Here is a 24,077-nt window from a genome sequence, read left to right on the forward strand (position 1 = left end):
GAGGAGGAATTCGCTTGGATGTATTTTTGAATCTTACGTTGAACGGGCTTGCAACCGGGATGCTGATATTCCTGCTGGCGGCAGGGTTAACCCTTATTTTCGGGTTGATGGATGTGCTTAATTTTGCCCATGGTGGATTGTTTGCCTGGGGCGCCTATAGCGGTACATGGATTTATGCAACGACGGGCAATTTTTTTATTGGAATTATTGGGGCAGTTGCAACGGGTCTTATTCTCGGTCTTCTCACCGAAAGGTTCATTATTAAACCAGTGTATGGAAATCATGTGCAACAAATTTTAATTACTTTGGGTCTCATGATTGTTTTATCTGAATTGCTGAAGGTGTTTTGGGGACCCAATCAAATATCAGCTACGGCTCCAGATTTCTTAAAGGGCAGCTGGGAAATTGGTGGCATCATTATTATTAAATATCGTGTATTCATTATTACCGTTGGACTGCTCGTTTTTCTGGCGGTGCAATATGTCCTTAAGAATACAAAGATTGGATTGGTGGTACGTGCCGGAGTTATGAATAAGGAAATGGTGCAAGCGCTAGGGATCAACATCAAAAGGGTATTCATGCTCGTGTTTATGATTGGGGCAGGGATGGCAGCCCTTGGCGGAGTGCTTCTTGGTCCATATTCTGGGGTCATTCATGCGGAAATGGGGATGGAATTTGCTATTCTCGCATTTATTGTTGTTGTCATTGGCGGGATGGGCAGTTTTCCAGGCTCAATTCTAGCTGCAATCCTGGTCGGCTTGTCGGGCTCCTTTATGGCTTACTATGTACCAGATTTGGCTTTAGCAGCAAATATGATTCTAATGGCTGTGGTCCTTATCTTTAGGCCGCAGGGATTATTCGGGTTAAAGGGGTGAAGGTCGTGAAGACATTTATTTTGCAGCGGAAAAATATCGCTTATGTTGTAGTGGCACTTTTACTCCTTCTATTTCCATTTATTAATGATTCTCGCTCGATGATCATTCTGTTTACTCAGGTTTTCATCTTTGCCATTTTAGCGATGAGCTATGATCTGTTGCTTGGATTTACAGGCATTGTTTCATTCGGACATGCGATGTTCTTTGGGATTGGAGCGTATACCGTCGGAATTGTGATGAAGCAATTTGAGCCAACGGTTCCCTATTTTTTATTGGCAGTAGCGATAACTTTTGTCATAACAGCAATTTTAAGCTATGTGGTGGGATTGTTGACGCTGCGCTTAAAGAGCCATTTTTATGCCATGCTTACCTTAGCATTTGCGAGCCTCTTTTTAGTACTAGCGGAAAAATGGAGAACACTCACCCACGGAAATGACGGCTTTACATTTAGGACGCCTGAAATCTTCCGGGACCGACTTGATTTTTATTTAATTTGCCTTGTCTCCATGATTGTCGTGTTTCTGCTCCTCACTCGCTTTACCAATTCGCCAGCAGGAAAGGTTCTGCAGGCGATTCGGGAAAATGAACAAAGGACAGAGTCGTTAGGGTATAGCGTTCTTCAATATAAAATTATCGCAAGTGTGATTTCAGGGGTGTTAGCTGGCTTTGCTGGAATCCTCTATTCCATCTCCCTTCGATTTGTCAATACGAGCGTTTTTACGATGGATATTACCCTTGATGCGCTATTGATGACGATTATTGGTGGAGTAGGCACATTGGTGGGGGCGATTATCGGTGCGGGCTTAATCGAATTTGCCCATCACTGGTTAACAGAGCTAGCGAAGGTGCATTGGATCTTTGAACGTTGGCTCATCTTCTTTGGAATTATTTATATCCTTGCCGTCATGTTCTTCCCACGCGGGATTGTTGGGACTTTACAAATGATGAAATTTAAATCGAAAAAGAAAAAGACCAAAAAGGTTGAGAAACAAAAAGCAGCAGGCTGAGGGGGAATGGAGTTGGAACAAAATCAAATTGCCTCTTTTATCGTTCGCTTCCATTTAGCTGACATCGATATGGAGTCGAACAGAAAAAGCTGGAGAATCAAGGTGACTCATGTTCAAAAGGATGAAGAGACGCTCTTCGAATCGATTGAGGAAGCAACGGTTTTTATGAAGAAGGTTATCGGGGAAATTTAGAACTCGAGGTGAAGGATTTGAATATTGGCATACGTAGCGTTGCAACCTATCTTCCGGATCATTTTTTAACGGGGGAAGAAATTGCGAATAAAGCAGGGATTCCCCCAAAAATTGTAGAAGAAAAAATGGGAATAAAAAGAAAACTGATTCCAGGACCAGAGGATCATACCTGTGAAATGGGAGTTCGAGCTGCCAAAAAGGCCATCGCAAGGGCAGGAATCGATCCATTAGATATTGACCTCGTGATTTATATCGGCGAGGAGCATAAGGAATACCCTTTGTGGACCGCAGGAATCAAGCTTCAGGAGGAAGTTGGAGCAAACAATGCTTGGGCATTTGATGTCGCTTTGCGATGTGGGACGACCATTATGGCATTGAAGGTCGCAAAGGATATGATGATAGCGGATTCAACTATTAATACCGTTCTCCTTGCAGGCGGCTATCGAAATGTCGATTTTATCGATTATGAGAATACGAGAACAAGATTCATGTTCAATTTAGGGGCAGGGGGAGGAGCCATTTTACTGCAAAAAGGGCATCAAGAAAATATTCTTCTTGAGTCCCATTTGATGACCGATGGTTCATTCTCTGAGGATGTAGTTGTTGTCGCAGGGGGAACGAGAAATCCATTAACAAAGGAAAACCTTCATCTTCAACAACTGGATGTACTTGATCCAGAAGGGATGAAGATCCGATTAGAACAGAAATCGATGGCCAACTTCCTTAAGGTTATTCGGGAGTCGCTTCGTAAAAGCGGCTATTCAGAAGCGGATATTGACTATTTGGCCATTCTTCATATGAAAAAATCAGCCCATGATTATGTTTTAAGGGAACTGGGATTATCGGCTGACCATTCTATTTATCTTGAAAACTATGGACATATCGGTCAGATTGATCAAATTCTATCCTTAGAGCTTGCCACCAGTGAGGGGAAGCTGAAGGATGGAGATGTCGTCGTGTTAGTGAGTGCTGGAATCGGTTATGCATGGGGTGCAACAACAATACGCTGGGGAAAGGGTGACTGAAATGGAACTGAGTGTAGAGGTTGTGTTGAAAAAAGTTGAATTACCGAATGGGGAAACACTTGCTTATCGTGAACGAGAAGGCGGAGAAAAGAAGCTATTACTCATCCATGGAAATATGACTTCTTCAAAGCATTGGGATTTGGTTCTGGAGTCGATGGATCCGAGCTTTAAAATTTATGCCGTTGATATGCGTGGCTTCGGTGAGTCGACCTATCATCAGCCCATTCGTACAATTAAGGATTTCTCAGATGACATCAAGCTGTTTGTGGAGGCGATTCAGTTAACGGATTTCTCCATTGTTGGCTGGTCTACAGGAGGATGTGTTGCCATGCAGTTTGTTGCAGATTATCCGGGGATTTGTGATAGGCTTGTCCTCCTAGCATCAGGCTCAACGAGGGGCTACCCTTTTTATGGACTGACAGAGGATGGGCAGGTTGATGTAAATAATCGCTTGCAAACCATCGAGGATGTGAGAAAGGACAGTAAGACACTAACGATTCAGGGTGCCTACGATTCTGGCAATCGTGAGGTATTGAAAGCAACATGGAATATGCTTATTTATACGAAAAATCAACCAAGTCCTGACCGATATGAGGAGTACGTCGATGATATGCTGACTCAAAGGAATTTAGCAGAGGTGTATCATGCTTTGAACACGTTCAATATTAGCTCCGTCCATAATGGTCTCACGGATGGGACGAATCAGGCGAAGGATATTACGATTCCAACCCTCGTTTTACGAGGAGACCGTGACTATGTTGTGTTAGAAAATATGGCAACAGAAATTATGGAAGACCTAGGTGAACATGCGAGATTTGTAGAGTTGAAGGATTGTGGGCATTCGCCACTTGTAGATGATCTGGAACAGCTACTTAAAGAAATGACCGATTTTTTAGCATAATGGAGGATGGATGATGAGATTAGCAGGTAAGGTTGCAATCATTACTGGTGGTGCAGGAGGAATTGGCTTTGCAGCGGCAGAAACCTTTGCTCGCGAAGGAGCAAAAGTGGCAATTGCTGATTACGATACTGGTGTGGGAGAGGCAAAAGTAAGTGAATTACAGAATAAAAACTTTGAGGTAGCTTTTTTACAAGTGGATGTCTCGGATCGTAATAGTGTAGATACGATGGTTCAAAGGGTACTCGACTATTTTGGAGATATCGATATTTTAGTCAATAATGCGGGCATCACAAGGGATGCGATGCTTTCTAAAATGTCTGTAGATGATTTTCAAAAAGTGTTGGATGTGAATCTTTCAGGCGTGTTCCATTGTACCCAAGCGGTTCTTCCGACGCTTGTGGCAAAGGGGAGTGGCAGGATCATTAATACTTCCTCCGTTTCCGGTGTGTATGGCAATATCGGTCAAACGAATTATGCCGCAACGAAAGCAGGTGTTGTCGGAATGACGAAAACATGGGCGAAGGAGCTCGGTCGTAAGGGAATTACCGTAAACGCAGTGGCTCCTGGATTTATTGCAACCGGGATGACGGCGAAGGTTCCAGAAAAGGTGCTCGAGCAAATGAAGAAGATGGTTCCGCTAGGGTCTCTTGGCGAACCGGCAGATATCGCAAATGCCTATCTTTTCCTCGCATCCAATGAAGCAAAATATGTCAATGGCACTACATTACATGTTGATGGCGGAATTATGATGTAATCGATCAAATCAGAAATCCTGTGTAACTCTCTTGTAACCCCGAAACCATACAATGAGCCTATCAAGAAAGAGGGAGAGATTATGGTGTGGGAGCTGGATTGGCTAGAGGGGAGAATGAGAATAGCCCCCAATAAACAAGCAATTATTGATGCGGAACAAGAGAAGGATTGGACATTTGCCAAGCTCCACGATCTATGTGTAGCTACAGCAAATTGGCTATACGAACAAGGAGTGAGAAAGGGAGACCGTGTCGCCCTTCTCTCACCTAATGATATTAGCTATTTTCAACTACTCATTGCATGCGGGAAAATCGGTGCGATTTTTGTTCCGATAAACTGGAGATTGTCCTTCCCTGAAATCGAATATATTTTACAGGATTGCACACCGAAGCTAGTTGGATATCATTCTAGTTTTTCTGAGAATATCCGTAACGAAATATTCTCAGACTATCAAATTTTTCAAGTGGACAAAGAGAACAATATTATCGATGGAAAACCATTTTTCGTTGACAATCTTGATGAAAAAGATCCATTAGCTATCATCTATACAGGCGGGACAACAGGTAAACCAAAGGGAGTGGTTCTTTCCCATCAATCGATAATTTGGAATGCGATGAACACAATTATCAGCTGGAATTTAACGAATGATGATACGACGATAACCTACATGCCCTTATTCCATACAGGGGGAATCAATGCACTCTCCCTTCCGATATTGATTGCAGGTGGAACAGTGGTGATTGCTCGAGATTTCAAACCTGAAAAAGCAATTTACTATCTGAACAAGTATCAATGCACAACCGTTCTATTGGTCCCAACGATGTATCAAATGTTGATTGAGACGGACGAATTCAAGAGGAATCCCTTTCAGTCAATGAAGGTTTTTTTATCAGGAGGTGCTCCGTGCCCGCTCGATATTTATGAGGCATTCAAAAGGAAGGGGATTCTATTCAAGGAAGGCTACGGGCTAACGGAAGCAGGGCCGAATAACTTCTTCATTGACCCAGTCGATGCCTTAAGGAAGCCGGGGTCTGTCGGAAAACCGATGATGTTCAATCTAATTAAGCTGATGAAAAAAAATGGGGAAGAAACAGCTGTTGATGAGGTCGGTGAGGTCCTCATTAAAGGCAAGCATTCCTTCGAATACTATTGGAAAAATGAAGAGGCGACCAAGGAAACGATGAAGGATGGTTGGATTCATACAGGTGACTTAGCGAAAAAGGATGAGGAAGGCTATTACTATATTGTGGGCAGGAAAAAGGATATGATTATCACCGGTGGGGAGAATGTATATCCATTAGAGGTAGAGCATTGGCTTTGTGCCCATCCACAAATTGAGGAAGTGGCAGTTATCGGGATTCCCGATAAAAAATGGGGCGAGAAGGTGGTGGCATTCATTGTCGCAAAAAATCACCAACCCCTCACAGATGAAGAATTAAAATCCTATTGTTCTCACAAGCTCGGAAAATACAAGATCCCTAAAGTTTTTCACTTTATTGAACAACTGCCAACCACTCCAGTTGGAAAAATTGACAAAAAACTTCTAAAAGAAATGAGCATGAAAATAGTCAGTGAATAAATCAATTTTTGGTGAAGGAGGAAACCAGATTGACCTCCATTAATGACCGCTTGAAGAATCGTGCTTCAAGTGGTTTTTTAGATCCCGTAGCACCATGTTCATATAGGTCATAGATGGGAAATGTTGTATAATGGAAATATAGAAATGGACTGTATACGTATGAAAGGAGTTATTATTAATGGCATTGCCACAAGGAAAGAATCCCTTAACATATGCTGAATACTTGAAATTGGATGAGGATATTCAATATGAGGTGATTGATGGGCAAATCTATAATATGTCCCCTTCACCAAATGTAAAACACCAATCGATTGCAATGGAGCTTTCAACAGAATTTAATTTATTTTTGAGAAACAGGTCATGTAGAGTGTTAGGAGAAATAGATGTTTGTCTTAGCGATGAAGATGATCATTCCAAAATAAACGAATGGGTGAAACCAGATATTGTCATCGTTTGTGATATGAATAAAATCCGCACAAATCATATTGCGGGTGCACCAGACTTAATTGTAGAAATCCTTTCAAAATCTACTGCAAAAGTGGATAAGATGATTAAATTCAACCGGTATCAAAGAGCGGGTGTAAAAGAATATTGGATCGTTGATCCAATTCATGAAGTTATTGATGTATTTGTATTGAAAAATGGACTGTACAAGCATGAAGGAACATTTGCCCAGAATGAGGTTATTGAAGTAAAGATGTTTGAGGGATTATCTATAAATTTAAGGAATGTCTTTCGGGAAGAATTTTAGTATTTGAAAAATGAGGAGGAAGGGATGAATCATGCATCAGTATTGTAAGGAGCCAATATCAATCGAAGAATTCTTTCAAATTCGTGAAAATAGCGAGGCTTTACTGGAATATATCGACGGATTTGTTTATATGTCCCCATCTCCATCAACAAAGCATCAGCGTGTGTCGAATCGTCTTGAATCAAACTTCCGAGCTTATTTACAAGGAAAGCCATGTGAGTTATTTCATGCACCGTATGACATTGAATTAAAGAGTCAGGACATACAGGGAACAAAAATAGTCATTCCTGATATTAGCATCATCTGTGACAAAAGTGGTTTTACAGATGCTAGATATGTAGGCGTTCCAGAACTAATCATTGAGATTTTAAGCCCTTCAAACCAGTCCCATGATTTGATTACAAAACTTAATCTCTATATGAATTATGGGGTTAACGAATATTGGATCGTCAACCCGATGTTAAATTCCGTCACGGTTTATACTTTAAACAAAGAAAAAATGTATGAACAATATGATATGAAAACGGAAATAGGCTTCATTAAGTCGAAACATTTTAATGGATTTTCCGTTGATGTAGCAAATTTATTTAAGGATTAGGAAAAAGAGGAACTTTTATGATGGAAGCAATCATTCACGGATTTATTTTAGCGTTTGGTTTAATACTTCCCTTAGGGGTGCAAAATGTCTTCGTCTTTAATCAAGGGGCGATGCAGCCGAAGCTTTCTCGCGCTATTCCTGTCGTTTTGACTGCTTCGCTTTGTGACACACTATTAATCTCTTTAGCGGTGCTAGGAGTTTCCGTTGTTGTCCTTAGCTCCTATTGGATAAAAACGCTATTATTTATCGCAGGAATTCTTTTTCTTATTTACATGGGTGTGGTCGTTTGGAGAAGCAAACCAGCGCAGGTCGATGATGAACAAACTTCGTTTTCACCGAAAAAACAAATTCTTTTCGCAATGAGCGTGTCGCTCCTTAATCCGCATGCGATTCTTGATACAGTTGGCGTCATTGGAACAAGCTCCATCAAATATATCGGTACAGAAAAGATAGCCTTTGCCCTCGCCTGTATTACCACCTCTTGGCTTTGGTTTGTGGGCCTCGCACTAGCTGGAAGATTGGTAGGGAATCTTAATCAATCGGGTAGCTTCCTAAACCTATTAAATAAAGTGTCAGCCATTATCATGTGGGGAACGGCTATTTATATTGGTATGTCATTATTTTCGTAAAGGATACTTCAGTCGACCTATGGTCTGAGGCATCCTTTTTCATTGAGAAAAACAATTGTCAGTTGGTATGCCTGAACGAGTCTTTGCTCCTGCCTTTTGGAGCAACAACGAAGAGAAGGTGTGCCAACTGACGATTCTTATACCATGTTGGGAGTATCGCTCATTTCTATGCTATTTTTACTAGAAAGGTCCTACATTGGTAGGAAAGGACAAACCCATACCAAACATGAAAAAAGTGTTAAATTCGTTGTATGAAAAATTGCCCTTCTCATATGGTAAACTGTTAAAGGAAGAAATATAGCTCTCCAAATGAGGAGGTTCGATATGTCTATTAGACTATTGATTGGCAGATCCGGTACGGGAAAGACAACCTTCTGCATGAAAGAAATCGTGAAAAAAATGCAGCAGGCTCCAGAGGGAGACCCAATCATTTATTTAGTTCCTGATCAAATGACATTTTTGTCTGAATATAAATTGATTCAAACTCCAAATTTAGGTGGAATGATCCGCACGCAAGTATTTAGCTTTTCGCGCCTTGCCTGGAGAGTTTTGCAGGAAACAGGCGGGATTAGCCGTTACCATGTCAACAATGTCGGGATTAGCATGCTGATCCGAAAGATTTTGGAAGATAAGAAGGATGAACTGCGTTTATTTGAGCGGGCTGCGGAGAAGAATGGCTTTGTCCAGCAAATGGAGACAATTTTGACAGAGTTCAAGCGTTACCTCGTTCGCCCCGAGGAATTAATAGAAAAGCAGAATGTCCTGGATGGCTCCACACAGGATAAAATTCTCCAGGACAAGCTTCATGATTTAGAGATCATTTATCAGGCGTTTGAGGATGCCCTTTTTGACAAATATATCGATTCTGAGGATTACTTACGATTACTTGGGGAGCAAATTGCAGGTTCGTCTTACTTAAAAGCTGCGACCATATATGTAGATGGGTTTCATAGCTTCACTCCCCAGGAATATCAAATTTTGGCGCAGCTCATGAAGCATGCGAAACAGGTAACGATTGCCCTTACGTTAGATCAGCCTTTTTATGAGGAAGGACCGGATGAACTCCATCTCTTTCGAATGACAGGGGAAACATGTCAGACTATTTACGAGATGGCAAAAGTGGAAGGCTTGGACGTGGAGGAGTTACATTTTCACGAGCAATTGCGGCTTGCCCATGACTCACTCCAGCATTTAGAGGGAAATTTGGACAAGCGTCCAGCCGTTTCTTATAAGGGAGTACCACTTATTCAAATAGCTCAGGCAGCCAATCGCCGTACGGAAGTGGAAGGTGTGGCCCGCAAAATTCGTAAGCTCGTCCAGGAAGAAGGATATCGCTATCACGATATCGCTCTCCTCGTGCGAAACGGACAGGAATACACCGACTTAATTGAAAATATTTTTAAGGACTATGAGGTGCCTGTCTTCATTGACCAAAAAAGAACGATGCTCAATCATCCATTAATAGAGCTGGTGCGTTCAAGTCTTGAGGTGATTACAGGGTTTTGGAGGTATGAACCAGTTTTTCGCGCGGTCAAAACCGAGCTCTTATTTCCAGTGAAGCAAAACCCGCAAAAGCTCCGGGCCAAGATGGACCAATTAGAGAACTATGTGCTTGAACATGGCATTCAAGGAGCAAAATGGACGAAAAAGGAACGCTGGAAATATCGTAGGTTTAGAGGGCTAGAGCTGGAGAATATGGTGCAAACCGATGCTGAGAAAGAGCGAGAAGATGAATTAAATGATTTGAAAAATATGATCACCACACCGATCATGAAGCTCGCCAGGCGGCTTAAGAAGGCCGAGATAGGAAGAGAGCTTGCTGAGGCCCTTTATTTATATCTGGAGGAGCTCGAAATTCCAACGAAGCTAGAAGTATGGAAATTGGAAGAGGAGGAGAAAGGAAATCTCATTGCCGCGAGAGAGCATGATCAAGCGTGGAATGGGATCATTGATCTACTTGATCAATTTGTTGAAATGCTCGGGAATGAGCAAATATCGACCAAGAAATTTGTGAGCATCCTCGATTCAGGGCTTGAGTCCTTACGCTTTGCTCTCGTACCACCTGCTATCGATCAAGTTTTGGTAGCTGATTTGGAGAAATCACGTCTTTCCGATGTGAGAATTGCCTTTGTCATCGGCTTGAACGAAGGGGTTCTTCCAGCCAAAATGTCCGAGGAGGGTCTTCTTGCTGATGAAGACAGAGAGCGGCTTCTCACAAGGGGGTTAACCATTGCTCCAAGCAGTCGCAGGAGATTGCTAGATGAAGAGTTTCTCGCCTACAGTGCCTTTACGACTGCCTCTGATCGGCTTTTTATTAGCTATCCGCTGGCAAATGATGAAGGAAAGGCACTTATGCCATCCTCTTATATTCATAGATTAGAAGAGATGTTCCCAGACATTCAGGTGCAACACTATGGCACAAAGGTTTCAGAGCTTCCCGAACAGGAACAATTGGATTATATCTCCCACGAACAGACGGCACTCTCCTTTTTAACAACGCAATTACAGCAGAAAAAAAGGAATTATCCGATCTATGAAATGTGGTGGGATGTGTACAACTATTATGTTACTCATCCAATCCTAAGTAAAACAGCTAAAATGGTGTTTCGGAGCTTGGACTTCAAGAATGAAACTAGGCCGTTGACCGAGGAGACAAGCAAGGAGCTATACACCGATGTGATTCAGGGAAGTGTCTCCAGAATGGAGCTGTTTTCTGCTTGTCCATTTTCGCATTTTGCAAGGCATGGCTTGAAGCTGAAGGAGCGTCAAATCTTTCGTTTAGAGGCACCAGATATCGGCGAACTGTTTCACGGAGCCTTGAAATATATTGTTGAAACGGTGATGGTTGGTGAACGTTCGTGGGATCATATGACAAAGGAAGAAATAGAACGACTTGCTAGGGAAGCAGTTGAACTATTGGCACCGAAGCTTGCGTCAGAAATCCTATTAAGTTCCAATCGCCATCATTATATAAAAAGAAAGCTTGAGCAAATTATTAAAAGGGCTTCGCTTATTTTACAGGAGCATGCAAAGGCAAGCGGCTTTGCTCCCATCGGGTTAGAGCTTGGTTTTGGTCCAAAGCAAGAGCTGCCGCCGATGAAGTTCTCTCTCCATAATGGGACAAAGATGGAGCTCGTCGGCCGCATTGATCGTGTTGATAAAGCTGAGGATGAGAATGGCGTCTATTTAAGAGTCATTGATTATAAATCTAGCACCAAGGATGTCAATATCAATGAAGTCTACTATGGTCTTGCCCTACAGATGCTGACGTACTTGGATATTATCTTGTTAAATTCAGAGAAGCTGATCGGTAGTGGCGCGAACCCAGCGGGGGTTCTCTATTTTCATGTTCATAACCCAATGGTGAACACGACGAAAATGCTTTCACTAGAAGAGCTTGAAGAGGAGCTAATGAAGAAATTCAAGATGAATGGACTCCTCCTTGGAGAGGAAAATGTCATTCGCATGATGGATCAAACATTAGATACAGGCGACTCACAAATCATTGCTGCCGGTATCAAGAAGGACGGCAATCTCACAAAGCGTTCTAAAGTGGCTAGCAGAGAGGAATTTGATGTTTTACGCCGATATGTACGGAATCATTATGTGAAGACCGGCAATGCGATAACGGACGGAAATGTGGAGATTTCCCCTTATAAAATGAAGGACCGGACTCCATGTACCTTCTGTTCCTTCAAGGCCGTTTGTCAGTTTGATGAGTCAATGGAGGCTAATGAATATCGCAGTCTGAAGTCTCATCCAAAGGAAGAAATTCTACAAATCATGAGGGAGGAGGCCGATGATGAAGATTCCAACAAAGCCTAAAAACGTCACATGGACAGATGATCAATGGAAGGCAATCTGGGCAAGCGGTCAGGATATTCTTGTCGCAGCCGCTGCTGGTTCAGGAAAGACAGCTGTGCTCGTGGAAAGAATCATTCAAAAAATTATCTCGACCGAAGATCCGATTGATGTCGATGAACTATTGGTGGTGACCTTTACGAATGCGTCAGCAGCAGAAATGAGACATCGTATTGGTGAGGCGTTAGAAAAAGCAATTAATGAAAACCCAACCTCGAAGCACTTAAGAAAGCAGCTAAGTTTGTTAAATCGAGCCTCCATTTCGACCCTTCATTCTTTTTGCTTAGAAGTGATTCGAAAATTCTATTATCAAATTGATTTGGATCCAGGCTTTCGCATAGCGGATGAGACAGAAGCGCAGCTGATTCGTGATGAGGTACTGGAGGAATTGTTTGAGGAGGAATATGGGAAGGAAGGGAATGAATCCTTTTTCGCACTTGTTGATACATTCTCAAGTGATCGCAGTGATATTGCACTCCAGGATTTAATTAGAGAAATCTATGATTTCTCCCAAGCAAATCCCTCACCGAATCAATATTTACAGTCGATGAAGGAGCTGTATCATGTCAAGGAGAGCGCGACGATTGATGAGCTTCCATTTGTTGGAGTCCTTCTGTTTGATCTTGAACTCCAGCTTCAAGGAGCAAGAGGGCTTCTTGAAAAAGGGCTTGAATTAACGAAATTGCCAGGAGGGCCGGCCCCACGAGCGGAGAACTTTATCGATGATATTCAGCTTGTGGACGCCCTGCTCGAAGCGAGGAATCAATCATGGCAGGAGCTTTACCTTCGAATGCAGGCGACCTCCTTTACCCGTGCGAAGGTCTGCCGAGGGGATGCGTTTGATAAGGACTTAGTTGAACAGGCGCAAAAGCTTCGTGACCAAGCAAAGAAAATCGTCGAGACCCTGAAGGAGGAGCTGTTTGCAAGAAAGCCAGAAAGCTTTATCCGTGATATGCGGGAAATGGCTCCACATATTGAACGGTTAGCCCAGCTTGTAGAAGAGTTTGCGAAACGGTTTGATGCAGCGAAGAAGGAAAAAGGGCTCGTTGATTTTTCTGATCTTGAGCACAATTGTCTGCAAATTTTAAAAGCTGAAGAGGGTACTCTTCTTCCATCCGAAGTCGCACTCACTTATCGAAACCACTTTAAAGAGGTATTCGTGGATGAATATCAGGATACGAACATGGTGCAGGAGGCCATTCTGAAGCTTGTCACAAAGGATAGTGAGGAATGTGGCAATTTATTCATGGTGGGGGATGTGAAGCAATCGATTTACCGCTTTCGTCTTGCTGAGCCGAATTTATTTTTGGGCAAATATCTTCGCTTTACAAAGGATGGCGAGGGTACCGGTTTGAAAATTGATCTGGCAAGGAATTTCCGCAGTCGCAAGGAAGTGCTGGACGGCACGAACTATCTCTTTAAACAGCTAATGGGGACAAGTGTCGGTGAGATTGAGTATGACGAGGCAGCCGAGCTTGTGAAAGGGGCTGACTATCCAGATAGCGCCCATCCGATTGAGCTGGTATTGATCGAGCAGGCGGGCAAGGATGAGGAGCAGAATGAGGAAGAAGTAAGCTTGCAGTTTGATGCATCCGAGCTTGAAGCATCCCAGCTAGAGGCAAGACTGATGGCGGAGAAGATTAAGAGCCTCGTTGCCGAGCGGAAGGAAGTATATCATGCGAAGTCCAAGTCTACCCGTCCGATCATGTATCGCGACATTGTCATCCTCCTCCGTTCGATGACGTGGGCACCACAAATTATGGAGGAATTTAAGGAACAGGGTATTCCCATTTATGCGAATCTCTCAACGGGTTATTTTGAAGCGACAGAGGTATCGATTATGATGTCTCTCTTGAAGATCATCGACAACCCGTATCAGGATATTCCGTTAGCGGCCGTTCTTCGTTCACCAATAGTAGGTCTTAATGAAGAAGAGTTGGCAATGGTCCGCATTCATCAGCGTCAAGGTTCCTTTTATGATGCGCTTATTGCTTTTTGTAAAAACATACAAAATGATAAAACAGGAGAGCTTCAGGAAAAACTAAAGAGGTTCCTAAGCAGCTTAGCAGGCTGGCGCAAAAGAGCAAGGCAAGGCTCCCTTGCTGAGTTAATCTGGCAGCTGTACCGGGAGACGAAGTTTTACGATTTTGTCGGTGGCTTACCAGGGGGCAAGCAGCGGCAAGCGAACCTTCGAGCACTCTATGATCGAGCGAGACAATATGAAAGCACTTCTTTTCGAGGGTTGTTCCGTTTCTTGCGCTTTATCGAGCGAATGCAGGATCGCGGGGATGATTTAGGGGCTGCACGTGCGCTTGGGGAGCAAGAGGATGTCGTTCGGATTATGACGATCCATAGCAGCAAGGGCTTGGAGTTCCCTGTTGTCTTTATTGCAGGTACAGCCCGAACCTTTAACATGATGGATATTAGAAAGCCACAGATGCTCGATAAGGAGTTTGGCTTGGCGACGAAATATGTAAATGCTGAAAAACGAATTTCCTATCCTTCCTTACCTCAGCTTGCCTTTAAGCGCAAAAAGAAGCTAGAAATGCTTGCGGAAGAAATGCGCGTTCTATATGTGGCACTAACGAGGGCAAAGGAAAAGTTATATTTACTTGCTTCGGTTAAGGAATTGGATAAAAAAATAGCGGGCTGGCTTACACAACTCTCCCATCCGTCATGGCTTTTAAAGGAATATGATCGAGCCTCCGCTAAAAGCTATTTGGATTGGATTGGCCCAGCACTTGTGAGACACAAAGATAGCGATCTACTAAGGTCGGGTGAGGAAATAGCGTCTCTTGTTCCAACAGAAATCACGAATCATCCATCTTCTTGGAGGTTTGAATTTGTACAAGCAAGTGATCTTGTGGCAAGTGTGAAGGAGCAGGTGGAAGAGGATCATTTGCTTGACTACGTGTATCAGGGAAAACCTATCAAGGTGGAATCTGAGTGGAAAGAAGTTATTCACAATCGTTTAAGCTGGAAATATCCTTTTCACGATGCCTCTCAATTCCGTTCGAAACAATCTGTTTCTGAAATGAAGCGACAGCGGGAAATCATTGATGAGGCTAGTGGGAAGGAATTAGTCTCATTTACAAGGCCGTTATTTAATCGACCTCGCTTCATGCAGGAAAAAACAATGACACCTGCAGAACGAGGAACCGCCATGCATATGGTGATGCAGCATGTTGATTTGACAAAGCCTGTGACCGCTCCTGTGATAGAGGAGCTGCTCGAGAAAATGGTGAAGAAGGAATTGATCACCGAGGAGCAGAAGCAGGTGATTTCGGTTGATGAGATTGTGAAGTTCTTTGAAACGGAACTAGGTGCAAGGATGTTAAGAGCGTCAAATCTAAAGCGGGAGGTCCCATTTAGTGCCGCCTTTCCAGTGCATTTGGCCTACCCAAATTGGCAGGGCGAGCCTGAACCTATTTTAGTACAGGGTGTCATTGACTGTGTATTTGAGGACAGTCCTGGTGGATTGGTCCTGGTCGATTATAAGACCGACGCTATTCACGATCGATATAAGGGGGGCTTTGAACAGGCAAGGCCCATCCTAGAAGAACGTTACCGCATACAAATCGATCTCTATACACAGGCCCTAGAACAAATATTGAAGAAAAAAGTGGTTGAAAGGTATCTCTTCTTTTTTGATGGGGGGCACATCCTTCAGCTGTGAAGATAGGATCAGCAATGAAATTGGGAAAACTGTCCTCATGGAAGTCGCTATGAGGACAGTTTTCGATTAAAAGTGAGATTCACTAAAGGAGGCTTTATCGAATGAAAAAGAAGATTGGCTTCATAGGGTGCGGAAAAATGGCCCAAGCGATGATAAAAGGATTAATATCATCAGGAACGATTTCCCCGAAGCAAATTATGGTTAGTGCAAAAACACATACTACCCTAGAGCTTGTTAAAGAAAAGTATTCGATCCAAACGGCAAATGATAATCGTGTTGTTGCGGGATGGTCTGATATTCTATTCCTAGCTGTGAAACCAGAAATACATAAGGAAGTCATCCAGGAAATCAAACAAGAGATTGCGGAGCATACGGTGATAATCACTGTTGCGGCAGGGATTACAATAGGATTCCTCGAAAAAGAATTTGACAAGCAAATAAAGGCAGTACGTTCTATGCCAAATACTCCATCATTTGTTGGTGAGGGAATGAGTGCTCTATGCATAAACGAAGAAGTAAGTAAAGAGGATATGGATGATGTACTGAAGATTTTCCGCTCTTTTGGTCAGGTGGAAGTCATTAAGGAGCAACTGATGGATAGTATTCCTGCAATAAGCGGCTCCTCCCCAGCTTATGTCTATTTGTTCATTGAGGCGCTTGCAGATGGGGGTGTAAGAAATGGGATCCCTCGGGAGCAGGCCTATCGCTTTGCGTCCCAAGCTGTGTTAGGTGCAGCGAAAATGGTTTTAGAGACAGGTATTCATCCAGGTGAATTAAAGGATCAGGTTTGTACTCCAGGTGGAGCAACGATCGAAGCTGTAGCCGCTCTTGAAGAAAATGGTTTTCGAGCAGCAGTCCTTCAAGCGATGGATAAATGTACGGAAAAGACGAAAAAACTATAAATGGTGGGTGATTTAAATTGCAAAAGGTGAAACTTGCAGAAGATTTATCATTTTCAAGAATAATACATGGATTATGGAGATTAAATAGCTGGAACTTCAATAAGGACGAAATCCTACGACTCATTGAAGAATGCATGGAGCTCGGAATCACCACTTTTGATCATGCAGATATTTATGGGAATTATCAAAATGAAGCATTATTTGGCAAGGCCCTAGCTCTTAAGCCGTCCCTTAGAGAAAAAATGGAACTGGTCACCAAATGCGGGATCAAGCTCGTATCTGATCAACGCCCAGAGCATGAAATCCAGTATTACGATACAAGTAAAGAGCATATCTTGAAAAGTGCAGAGAATTCATTGAAGAATCTTCAGACCGACTTTATCGATGTTCTTCTTATTCACCGCCCAGATCCAGACATGGACCCAGAAGAGGTAGCTGAGGCATTCACCATGCTTAAGGAACAAGGTAAGGTAAGACATTTTGGAGTTTCGAACTTCACCCCAGCTCAAGTAGAAATGTTAAGCAGCTATTTACCATTTCCTCTCGTTACCAATCAGGTTGAAATTTCCGTTTCTCATCTTCACGCTTTTCAAGATGGAACGATCGAACACTGTCTACAAAAAAGAATCCCACCGATGGCATGGTCACCCCTTGCTGGAGGAAGAATTTTTACTGATTCTGATGAAAAAACACTCCGACTTCAAAAAACACTGCAGGAAGTTGGAGAGGAACTCGCTTTAACAAAAATAGATAGTGTTATGTACGCATGGCTTCTGCATCACCCAGCTAAGATCATGCCGATCGTCGGATCTGGAAAGCTGGAAAGAATTAAAATGGCAACGGAAGCCTTAAATGTAAAAATGACACGTCAGCAATGGTTCAAAATTTGGATTGCCTCAACAGGAGAAGATGTGGCTTAAATACCAAACTAGTCAAAAGAATAATGCAATCGTAACAGGCTCAGAGTATAGGCACTCTGAGCCTGTTCTTATGAAAGAAACTATTCTTTTCTATTGAGAATCAGGAAGGAGAGTCTATTTATTTCTCCTTTGACTATCCAAAGCTCGAATATGCAGAAATATTTGAAGCAATTGGAACTCTTAAGCTAAAAGGGATGAAGCCATATGAACATCCAGAAATGCTCTATGTGAATCATGGCTATGGGAGAATGTTTTTTCCAGTAGGCATCCAACCAATTAACATCGGAGAGGATAAAGAAATCTATCTTTGGGAAGAAGTGACAGATGAAATCTTTGCTATCTACTTGAGCAAACTAGAGGAGCTCCTTCCCTCCTGGACTAGGGATGGTACTACTTTTACATCCCATGAAGGATCTGAGACGGTGAAAATTTCTTTAGAAGGAAAAAAGCTAATCTATGAGTTTTGGTACCAAGAACAAGAGGAATAGTCATGAGAAAAAGTAGTCCTCCCAATTCGTCGAGAGGACTACTTTTGTTAATTATTCCCCGCAACAGGCTGGTCGATTAAATTCGTGTTTAAGGCATTGCTTGAGCTGAAGAAATTATTGTTAACGATAAAACCACCTGTATTGGCGGAACCAGAGCCTGAATTGGTTTTTGAAGCACTTTTAGGAGAGATAAAGAGAGAGTCTCCGAAATGTACAACTCCCCCACCAATATTGTTAACTTGCACAGGTCCTACGATTGCAGGCATCTAAAACACCCTTTTCCGCTCTAGACACGGGATTCGGTGCATAGCCAGATTTCTTTGAGCTGGACCATATGCTTACCTTTCCCGCGGCTCGAGTTGTCTAATATGCTTAATCCTCGCCTCCATGTTCACCGATTTTGTATTACCAATATGTGCGACAGAAGAAGTGGAAATGGCGTTAATCGTAATATTATTAACTTTAATAAAAGGACTTAAGACTTCCCTTTCATAAGTTAATGGCTCCGTAACAGCTTCTAGTAAAATAGGCTTATTGAAGAGACCATAACCTAAAAAATTTCCTTCATTCCCAAAAAAAAGCTCTTTTTCACGCTGCACGGCAAGTGCTCGAGTGGTCCCGTGAATGTGGGCAGAATCACCGATCTCTAGAGTTGAGACGATGGTGATAACATTAACGGATAGGCTATTGACAATTGAGGTTCTTTTCTGGTACATAGCTTTATCCCTGTGGATTTAGTGGAACAAAGGGACCGATTATCAAGGATTCTGGTGGGGTATCGAAAATAGATGCTAATTGGATCGTTTCCGTATCCCCGACTAATAAGATGGAGGAGCTGGAGATGCTGCCAATTTTCATATTCCCTACGCATAAATCCCTATTATAAACTTGAAAAATCATGGATTCTCATCCTTTCTCATGTCAGGAAGATTTTTTATAAAAGCAAGTACAGCATTTTCGATATCCTTCTTGATCTGCTTTTCGATTTGCTCATTGATGTCCTGCAGCTCTTCAGGTGAACGCTTATTAACCGGTATTTGCTTTAGATAATATTCTATGCGAGAAGGGATCTGTTTTCTTATATCATCCTTCATAAAATTGATATATGGGGCGTCCACTTTTATATTGAGCTCTTCTTCGTACCTATGAACAAGGGGCTCTAAATCAGTTTCTAAATATAGATGGATTCCGTCCTCAAGCTCCATAGATCTTTTCATCATCATCTTTGGTGATAAGGGGGCTTCCGGTTGCTTCCCATCTACCTGTAATTCCTCGATATTTTCTAAATCGGAGGGATTTAATCCGATATTCAATGTTCCTTCCAGTGTTTCCACTTTTAATTGATCAAACTTGTATTCAATGGTGCCTACGTGAACAGGAGGACGTGCTTTGAATTCTTTCAGCTCCTGAGATAAATCCCTAAGCTGCTTCTCAAGTCCTTGTATTCTCTTTTCCTGCAATTGTATAAAATGATGCATTCTTTGGAGATAAGAGTATAGTTCTAGACTCAATGAACGTCACCCCTTCGTTCGTAGTTGATAAGAAATCCATTATGAAAGGCTTAATGGAACAGATGGCTGCGTTAGCATGCTTTCAGGTTCAATACCCAATTCTGTAGGAGGTGTTCCTGGTTTTTGTGCCGCAGGAGCCGGCCCTGTAAATCCTCCCGTGTTATATAGATTGGAGACATCCTTAATGACCCCTGCACTTCCAATTTGCAGGACGGATGAGTTGGATACTGCCCCAACCTTCAAAATATTAATGTGTATCGACTGTTGGACAAAAATATTCATCGTATCACCCTTATATATGACGAATGAATCGTATCGATCAACTCATTAAGTGGTAAAAGAAATTGGCTGATCCACACCATCCTGGTCATACGTATTCGTTGAGCTAATATGGTTGTAAACTTCTATCGCATCTCCAGTGTTAAATGACCCCGCACCTGCGAAGGTTTTAACAGTGGCCATAGGCATGATTTTGTAGACATCCCCGATATTAAATACGGAGCTTGTTCCGATGGAATTGACTTGAACGATTCCGACGATGGCAGGCATAATTTGACACCCTTTTTAAAGAGATTCCTTCATTATCGTATGTACGTTCAGGTCAAATGTGATTAAAACGCCTATGGAAAGAATTTCCCGATATCTAAAATATGGTTGTTCACAAAATTGTTATGTAACAGGTGGAAAAATGATTTCAAAAATAATACTGGAACATGATAAAATAAAATTAATTTAGAATTTTTTAAAAATAGTCAGGAGAGATGTTGATGAATGTACCATTAGTGTTGACTCAGTTTTTGGATCGTGCCGTTTCATTATATGGGGATAAAGAAGCGATCATTTGTGAGGAAAGAGTATTTACATATAAGGAACTAAATCATCGAGTCAACCGCTTATCACATGGTTTAAGAGGGTTTGGTGTACAAAAGGGGGATCGAGTCGCCTATTTAGCGCCAAATTCAGTGGAAATGCTTGAGGGTTTTTATGGCGTATTTCAGCTAGGTGGGGTCATGGTCCCATTGAATATTCGGCTCAAGCCAGATGATTACTTATTTATTCTAAATCACAGTGAATCAAAGGTATTATTTGTGGATCAGGATTTATATCATTTAATTGCCCCGATCAAAAATAAATTGGAAACCGTTGAACAGATTGTGATCCATTATAAAAATCCTGAAACGAATGAAATTGGCTATGATGAATGGCTCGGGGAACAGAGTGAGACAGCTTTTAGCAGAGCTGACGTTGATGAGAATGATGTTTGCAGCCTTCTTTACACGAGTGGGACAACCGGAAATCCGAAGGGGGTCATGTTAACCCATCGTAATAACTATTTACATGCGATGAGCTCAATGCATCATCTGCGTGTTTGCGATGAGGATGTCCTCCTGCATGTTCTGCCGATGTTTCATGTGAATGGCTGGGGCTCTCCTTTTTACTATACAGCAAACGGGGCAACACAAATCTGCTCACGGAAGACGACACCTGCGTTAATATTTGATGCCATTACGAAACACCAAGTCAGCATTATGCATATGGCTCCAACAGTACTGAACTCTCTTCTACAATATTATGAACAAAATACACCTACCTTTGACCAGTCCATTCGGGTAGTCATTGCCGGTTCGGCTCCTCCTCCGGCTTTTGTAACAAGAGTGGAACAAGAGTTAGGCTGGGAATTCATTCAAGTCTATGGCATGACAGAGTCAGCTCCTCTAAGCTTAGTATCTGTCATTCGTTCACAATTAAAGGACCTGCCCATGGACGACCAATATCGTTTGAAAGCAAAGGCAGGGATCTCGATGATTGGTTGTGAGGTCAAGGTCGTCTCTGAGCAGGGGGATGAAGTCACTCATAATGGAAAAGAAATTGGTGAGGTGATTGTACGAAGTCACGGGGTGATGCTAGGCTACTGGAAGAACGAAGAGGCGACGATGGAAGCGATAAGAAATGGCTGGCTTCACACTGGGGATATGGCAACAGTTGATGAACATGGACATATTGATATTGTTGATCGCAAGAAGGATGTCATTATTAGTGGTGGTGAGAACATTTCATCGATAGAAGTGGAAGGGGTCTTATACGACCATCCAGATGTATTAGAAGCAGCTGTCATTGCGGTGCCACATGAGAAATGGGGGGAAACCCCGCATGCGTTTATCGTGCTTAGGGAGGGGAGGACTACGACGGAGCAGGAATTGATTACCTTTTCCAGAGAACGATTGGCACATTTCAAAGCAATTACTGGTGTGACCTTTGTTAAGGAGCTGCCTAAGACAGCCTCAGGTAAAATTCAAAAGATTGTTCTTCGCAATGACTACTGGGAATCTGCAGGAAAGGGCGGAAAATTTGTGAACTAAGGGCTTAAGGATATTCCATGACCACCATCCGTGCGAAAATAGAAATAATTGAATCGGTTATATCGGCCAAATGCGAAATGCGTTTGGTCTTTCTTTTTGACTGAGTGATATGTATTCAGGACTTCAGTGCCGAAGACTCCCGCAGAAGGCTTTGTTTAATAATTGCCACGATATCAACCTTCCGTCTATAATCTGTAATACAGGCTAGTAATCTACGAAAGGAGCTCGCCTATTAATGAATTCTTTTGGAAAAAATCGAATCATCTCCTTAGATATGATGAGAGGGTTTGCGATACTTGGAATTTTTCTTGTGAACATGCTCTCCTTTCATTCTCCCATTCTGTATATAGATCCATTGTCTTGGTGGGAAAATCCGTTGGATAAAGTCATCTATTCAGTAATTGATGTGGTTGCACAGGGGAGCTTTTACCCGCTTTTTTCATTGCTGTTTGGCTACGGCTTAGTTCTGCTTCACCAAACAACAACGAAGAGAGGAGAATCCTTTTACCTCATTGCATCGAGGCGACTAGCCATGCTGCTAGCCATTGGGATGATTCATGCAGTCTTTATTTGGCATGGAGATATCTTAATCAATTATGCTTTATTAGGCTTTCTGTTTCTCCTTTTTTTGAGGCTTTCTGGTAAAACCATGCTCATTACTGGAGGGCTTCTATGGTTGATTCCGAATATTGTTCTATCACTGTTATTCTTCGCTCTCACACTCCTCGTGCCAGGTGAGGAAATGTCAATCTATGATCCAGTGATGGCCAAGCAGTCGGTGGAAATCTATCAGCAAGGAAGCTATATGGAGATTTTGAAGCAACGACTAACGGATTGGTATGCTGTCAACAATCTCGACAATTCCTTTCTGATGCTCTTTTCGATCTTTCCATTTTTCTTAATAGGTGGAGGGATGGCCAAGCTGCGCTGGTTTGAGAGAGTGAAAGAATTAAGAAAGTCGATGTTAACGGCCTTTTCGCTTTTTTTCACCCTTGGGCTTCTGATAAAAATTAGCCCATACGTGATTGGTCATCATCTCGCATTTGAATATATCCAGGATTCCTTCGGGGGACCCATGCTCGCTTTCGCTTTTGCCTTTGGGGTAGCCCTGTGGGCTGAGAAGTCCCCAGATAACAAGCTATTAGGGGCCTTAGCGCCAGTTGGCAAAACATCTATAAGTAACTATCTGCTGCAATCGGTAGTTTCCGTTTTGTTATTTTATGCCTTTGGATTTGGGCTCTACAACAAGGTGTCTGTATTAACTGGAACGGTATTCGTATTCATCATTTATGGGTTACAAATCCTATTAAGCTCATATTGGCTAAAGCACCATCCTTATGGTCCTGTTGAGTGGGTTTGGAGGAGCGTTACATACAATCACAAACAGCCTTGGAAGAGAGAATAATAGGTAATTGACTTATCTACTGTTCTAAACAAGCTAATGTTTGGGGATTAGTACTAACATATGGTAAGATAGTCAAGAGATATGATGAGGAGGAAAAAAGGATGACTGCGTCAACACATCTACATATTACAACATGGGTGATCACGCTGATCCTGTTTTTTGTAGCAGTAGGGTTACAAAAAAGCGGGAATTTGAAGGCTCAAAAAATTGTACATATGATTTTGCGTTTATTTTATTTACTAACCTTTGCAACAGGAGGAATGCTTGTTCATTTAATGTTCTCTTCCTACCCAGTTCAGTATGTCTTGAAAGTGATATTTGGAATCCTAGTGATTGGTTTTATGGAAATGGTACTAGCTCGAATGAAAAAGGAAAAGAAATCCTCAATCATATGGATTCTATTTATTGTCTCTTTAGTCATCGTTCTTTATCTAGGATTTTATCTTCCATTAGGATTTAGAATTTAGTGTTTGGGAAGAGGGTTTCATAATAAGTTGAAAAATCGACAATATATGAAAAAAGCTGCCGAAAAAGGTAGCTTTTTCTTTTTTTTAATTTATCCCTGCTCGTAAATGTGTTATTTTAGAATTAACTATTAAAAGCCGATTTTATTCAAGAATTACGAATTAAACCTCTCAGGTGGT

At 42.2% G+C, this 24,077-nt stretch carries 24 protein-coding genes; 18 read left to right on the forward strand and 6 right to left on the reverse strand.

The window, feature by feature from the left end; translation table 11 throughout:
* Positions 1-14: 14 nt before the first annotated feature.
* The 15 genes from J2S07_RS00565 to J2S07_RS00635 all read left to right on the forward strand — a co-directional run bounded on the left by J2S07_RS00565 (position 15) and on the right by J2S07_RS00635 (position 18,157).
* Positions 15-875 (forward strand): branched-chain amino acid ABC transporter permease, encoded by an 861-nt coding sequence (locus tag J2S07_RS00565; RefSeq protein WP_307148442.1) that lies wholly within the window; start codon positions 15-17, stop codon positions 873-875.
* A 5-nt stretch (positions 876-880) separates the two neighbouring features.
* On the forward strand, positions 881-1,882 hold the full coding sequence (locus J2S07_RS00570; RefSeq protein WP_307148443.1) for a branched-chain amino acid ABC transporter permease: 1,002 nt from the start codon (positions 881-883) through the stop codon (positions 1,880-1,882).
* Positions 1,883-1,894: 12 nt separating this feature from the next.
* Positions 1,895-2,074, forward strand: a complete 180-nt coding sequence (locus J2S07_RS00575; RefSeq protein ID WP_307148444.1) for a hypothetical protein — start codon at positions 1,895-1,897, stop codon at positions 2,072-2,074.
* Between the two features lie 17 nt (positions 2,075-2,091).
* The gene (locus J2S07_RS00580; protein WP_307148445.1) at positions 2,092-3,099 is read left to right on the forward strand and encodes a 3-oxoacyl-ACP synthase; all 1,008 of its coding nucleotides are present in this window, start codon (positions 2,092-2,094) and stop codon (positions 3,097-3,099) included.
* 1 nt (position 3,100) lies between these two features.
* Positions 3,101-4,000: an intracellular short-chain-length polyhydroxyalkanoate depolymerase gene (gene phaZ, locus J2S07_RS00585; protein ID WP_307148446.1), complete on the forward strand. Its 900-nt coding sequence runs from the start codon at positions 3,101-3,103 to the stop codon at positions 3,998-4,000.
* 13 nt (positions 4,001-4,013) lie between these two features.
* Positions 4,014-4,754: a 3-oxoacyl-ACP reductase FabG gene (fabG, locus tag J2S07_RS00590; RefSeq protein ID WP_307148447.1), complete on the forward strand. Its 741-nt coding sequence runs from the start codon at positions 4,014-4,016 to the stop codon at positions 4,752-4,754.
* 81 nt (positions 4,755-4,835) lie between these two features.
* Positions 4,836-6,332 carry an acyl-CoA synthetase gene (locus J2S07_RS00595; RefSeq protein WP_307148448.1) on the forward strand — a complete coding sequence of 499 codons (1,497 nt, stop codon included), beginning with the start codon at positions 4,836-4,838 and terminating at the stop codon, positions 6,330-6,332.
* A gap of 178 nt (positions 6,333-6,510) precedes the next feature.
* The gene (locus J2S07_RS00600) at positions 6,511-7,083 is read left to right on the forward strand and encodes a Uma2 family endonuclease (protein WP_307148449.1); all 573 of its coding nucleotides are present in this window, start codon (positions 6,511-6,513) and stop codon (positions 7,081-7,083) included.
* Positions 7,084-7,114: 31 nt separating this feature from the next.
* The gene (locus J2S07_RS00605; protein WP_307148450.1) at positions 7,115-7,681 is read left to right on the forward strand and encodes a Uma2 family endonuclease; all 567 of its coding nucleotides are present in this window, start codon (positions 7,115-7,117) and stop codon (positions 7,679-7,681) included.
* A gap of 17 nt (positions 7,682-7,698) precedes the next feature.
* Positions 7,699-8,310, forward strand: coding sequence for a LysE/ArgO family amino acid transporter (locus J2S07_RS00610; protein WP_307148451.1), 612 nt, complete (start codon positions 7,699-7,701; stop codon positions 8,308-8,310).
* A 324-nt stretch (positions 8,311-8,634) separates the two neighbouring features.
* Positions 8,635-12,135 (forward strand): helicase-exonuclease AddAB subunit AddB, encoded by a 3,501-nt coding sequence (gene addB, locus J2S07_RS00615; RefSeq protein WP_307148452.1) that lies wholly within the window; start codon positions 8,635-8,637, stop codon positions 12,133-12,135.
* Complete coding sequence (gene addA, locus J2S07_RS00620) at positions 12,113-15,847, forward strand: helicase-exonuclease AddAB subunit AddA (RefSeq protein WP_307148453.1); 3,735 nt, start codon at positions 12,113-12,115, stop codon at positions 15,845-15,847. Before addB ends, addA begins: the two co-directional genes overlap by 23 nt.
* A 101-nt stretch (positions 15,848-15,948) precedes the next feature.
* Positions 15,949-16,749: a pyrroline-5-carboxylate reductase gene (gene proC / locus J2S07_RS00625; RefSeq protein ID WP_307148454.1), complete on the forward strand. Its 801-nt coding sequence runs from the start codon at positions 15,949-15,951 to the stop codon at positions 16,747-16,749.
* Positions 16,750-16,766: 17 nt separating this feature from the next.
* Positions 16,767-17,669, forward strand: coding sequence for an aldo/keto reductase (locus J2S07_RS00630; RefSeq protein WP_307148455.1), 903 nt, complete (start codon positions 16,767-16,769; stop codon positions 17,667-17,669).
* Between the two features lie 194 nt (positions 17,670-17,863).
* A complete protein-coding gene (locus J2S07_RS00635; protein WP_307148456.1) occupies positions 17,864-18,157 on the forward strand; it encodes a hypothetical protein in 294 nt (97 codons plus the stop codon).
* Positions 18,158-18,204: 47 nt separating this feature from the next.
* On the opposite strand, the gene J2S07_RS00640 is transcribed toward J2S07_RS00635, so the two are convergent.
* The 6 genes from J2S07_RS00640 to J2S07_RS00665 all read right to left on the reverse strand — a co-directional run bounded on the left by J2S07_RS00640 (position 18,205) and on the right by J2S07_RS00665 (position 20,217).
* Entirely contained in the window at positions 18,205-18,423 is a 219-nt protein-coding gene (locus tag J2S07_RS00640; protein WP_307148457.1) for a spore germination protein, read from the reverse strand.
* A gap of 72 nt (positions 18,424-18,495) precedes the next feature.
* Positions 18,496-18,873 carry a spore germination protein GerPE gene (locus tag J2S07_RS00645; protein WP_307148458.1) on the reverse strand — a complete coding sequence of 126 codons (378 nt, stop codon included), beginning with the start codon at positions 18,871-18,873 and terminating at the stop codon, positions 18,496-18,498.
* Positions 18,874-18,877: 4 nt separating this feature from the next.
* Positions 18,878-19,057 carry a spore germination protein GerPD gene (locus J2S07_RS00650; protein WP_307148459.1) on the reverse strand — a complete coding sequence of 60 codons (180 nt, stop codon included), beginning with the start codon at positions 19,055-19,057 and terminating at the stop codon, positions 18,878-18,880.
* On the reverse strand, positions 19,054-19,668 hold the full coding sequence (gerPC, locus tag J2S07_RS00655) for a spore germination protein GerPC (protein WP_307148460.1): 615 nt from the start codon (positions 19,666-19,668) through the stop codon (positions 19,054-19,056). The genes J2S07_RS00650 and gerPC overlap by 4 nt, the downstream gene beginning before the upstream one ends.
* Positions 19,669-19,707: 39 nt before the next feature.
* A complete protein-coding gene (locus J2S07_RS00660; RefSeq protein ID WP_307148461.1) occupies positions 19,708-19,950 on the reverse strand; it encodes a spore germination protein GerPB in 243 nt (80 codons plus the stop codon).
* A 45-nt stretch (positions 19,951-19,995) separates the two neighbouring features.
* Positions 19,996-20,217: a spore germination protein gene (locus J2S07_RS00665; RefSeq protein WP_307148462.1), complete on the reverse strand. Its 222-nt coding sequence runs from the start codon at positions 20,215-20,217 to the stop codon at positions 19,996-19,998.
* Positions 20,218-20,435: 218 nt separating this feature from the next.
* On the opposite strand from J2S07_RS00665, the gene J2S07_RS00670 reads away from it, so the two are divergent.
* The 3 genes from J2S07_RS00670 to J2S07_RS00680 all read left to right on the forward strand — a co-directional run bounded on the left by J2S07_RS00670 (position 20,436) and on the right by J2S07_RS00680 (position 23,900).
* Positions 20,436-22,028, forward strand: a complete 1,593-nt coding sequence (locus tag J2S07_RS00670; RefSeq protein ID WP_307148463.1) for a long-chain-fatty-acid--CoA ligase — start codon at positions 20,436-20,438, stop codon at positions 22,026-22,028.
* 235 nt (positions 22,029-22,263) lie between these two features.
* Complete coding sequence (locus J2S07_RS00675; RefSeq protein WP_307148464.1) at positions 22,264-23,433, forward strand: DUF418 domain-containing protein; 1,170 nt, start codon at positions 22,264-22,266, stop codon at positions 23,431-23,433.
* A 101-nt stretch (positions 23,434-23,534) separates the two neighbouring features.
* Complete coding sequence (locus J2S07_RS00680; RefSeq protein ID WP_307148465.1) at positions 23,535-23,900, forward strand: YisL family protein; 366 nt, start codon at positions 23,535-23,537, stop codon at positions 23,898-23,900.
* The last annotated feature ends 177 nt before the right edge of the window (positions 23,901-24,077 follow it).

The organism is Anoxybacillus andreesenii, assembly GCF_030813005.1.
GTDB classification, from domain to species: domain Bacteria; phylum Bacillota; class Bacilli; order Bacillales; family Cytobacillaceae; genus Robertmurraya; species Robertmurraya andreesenii.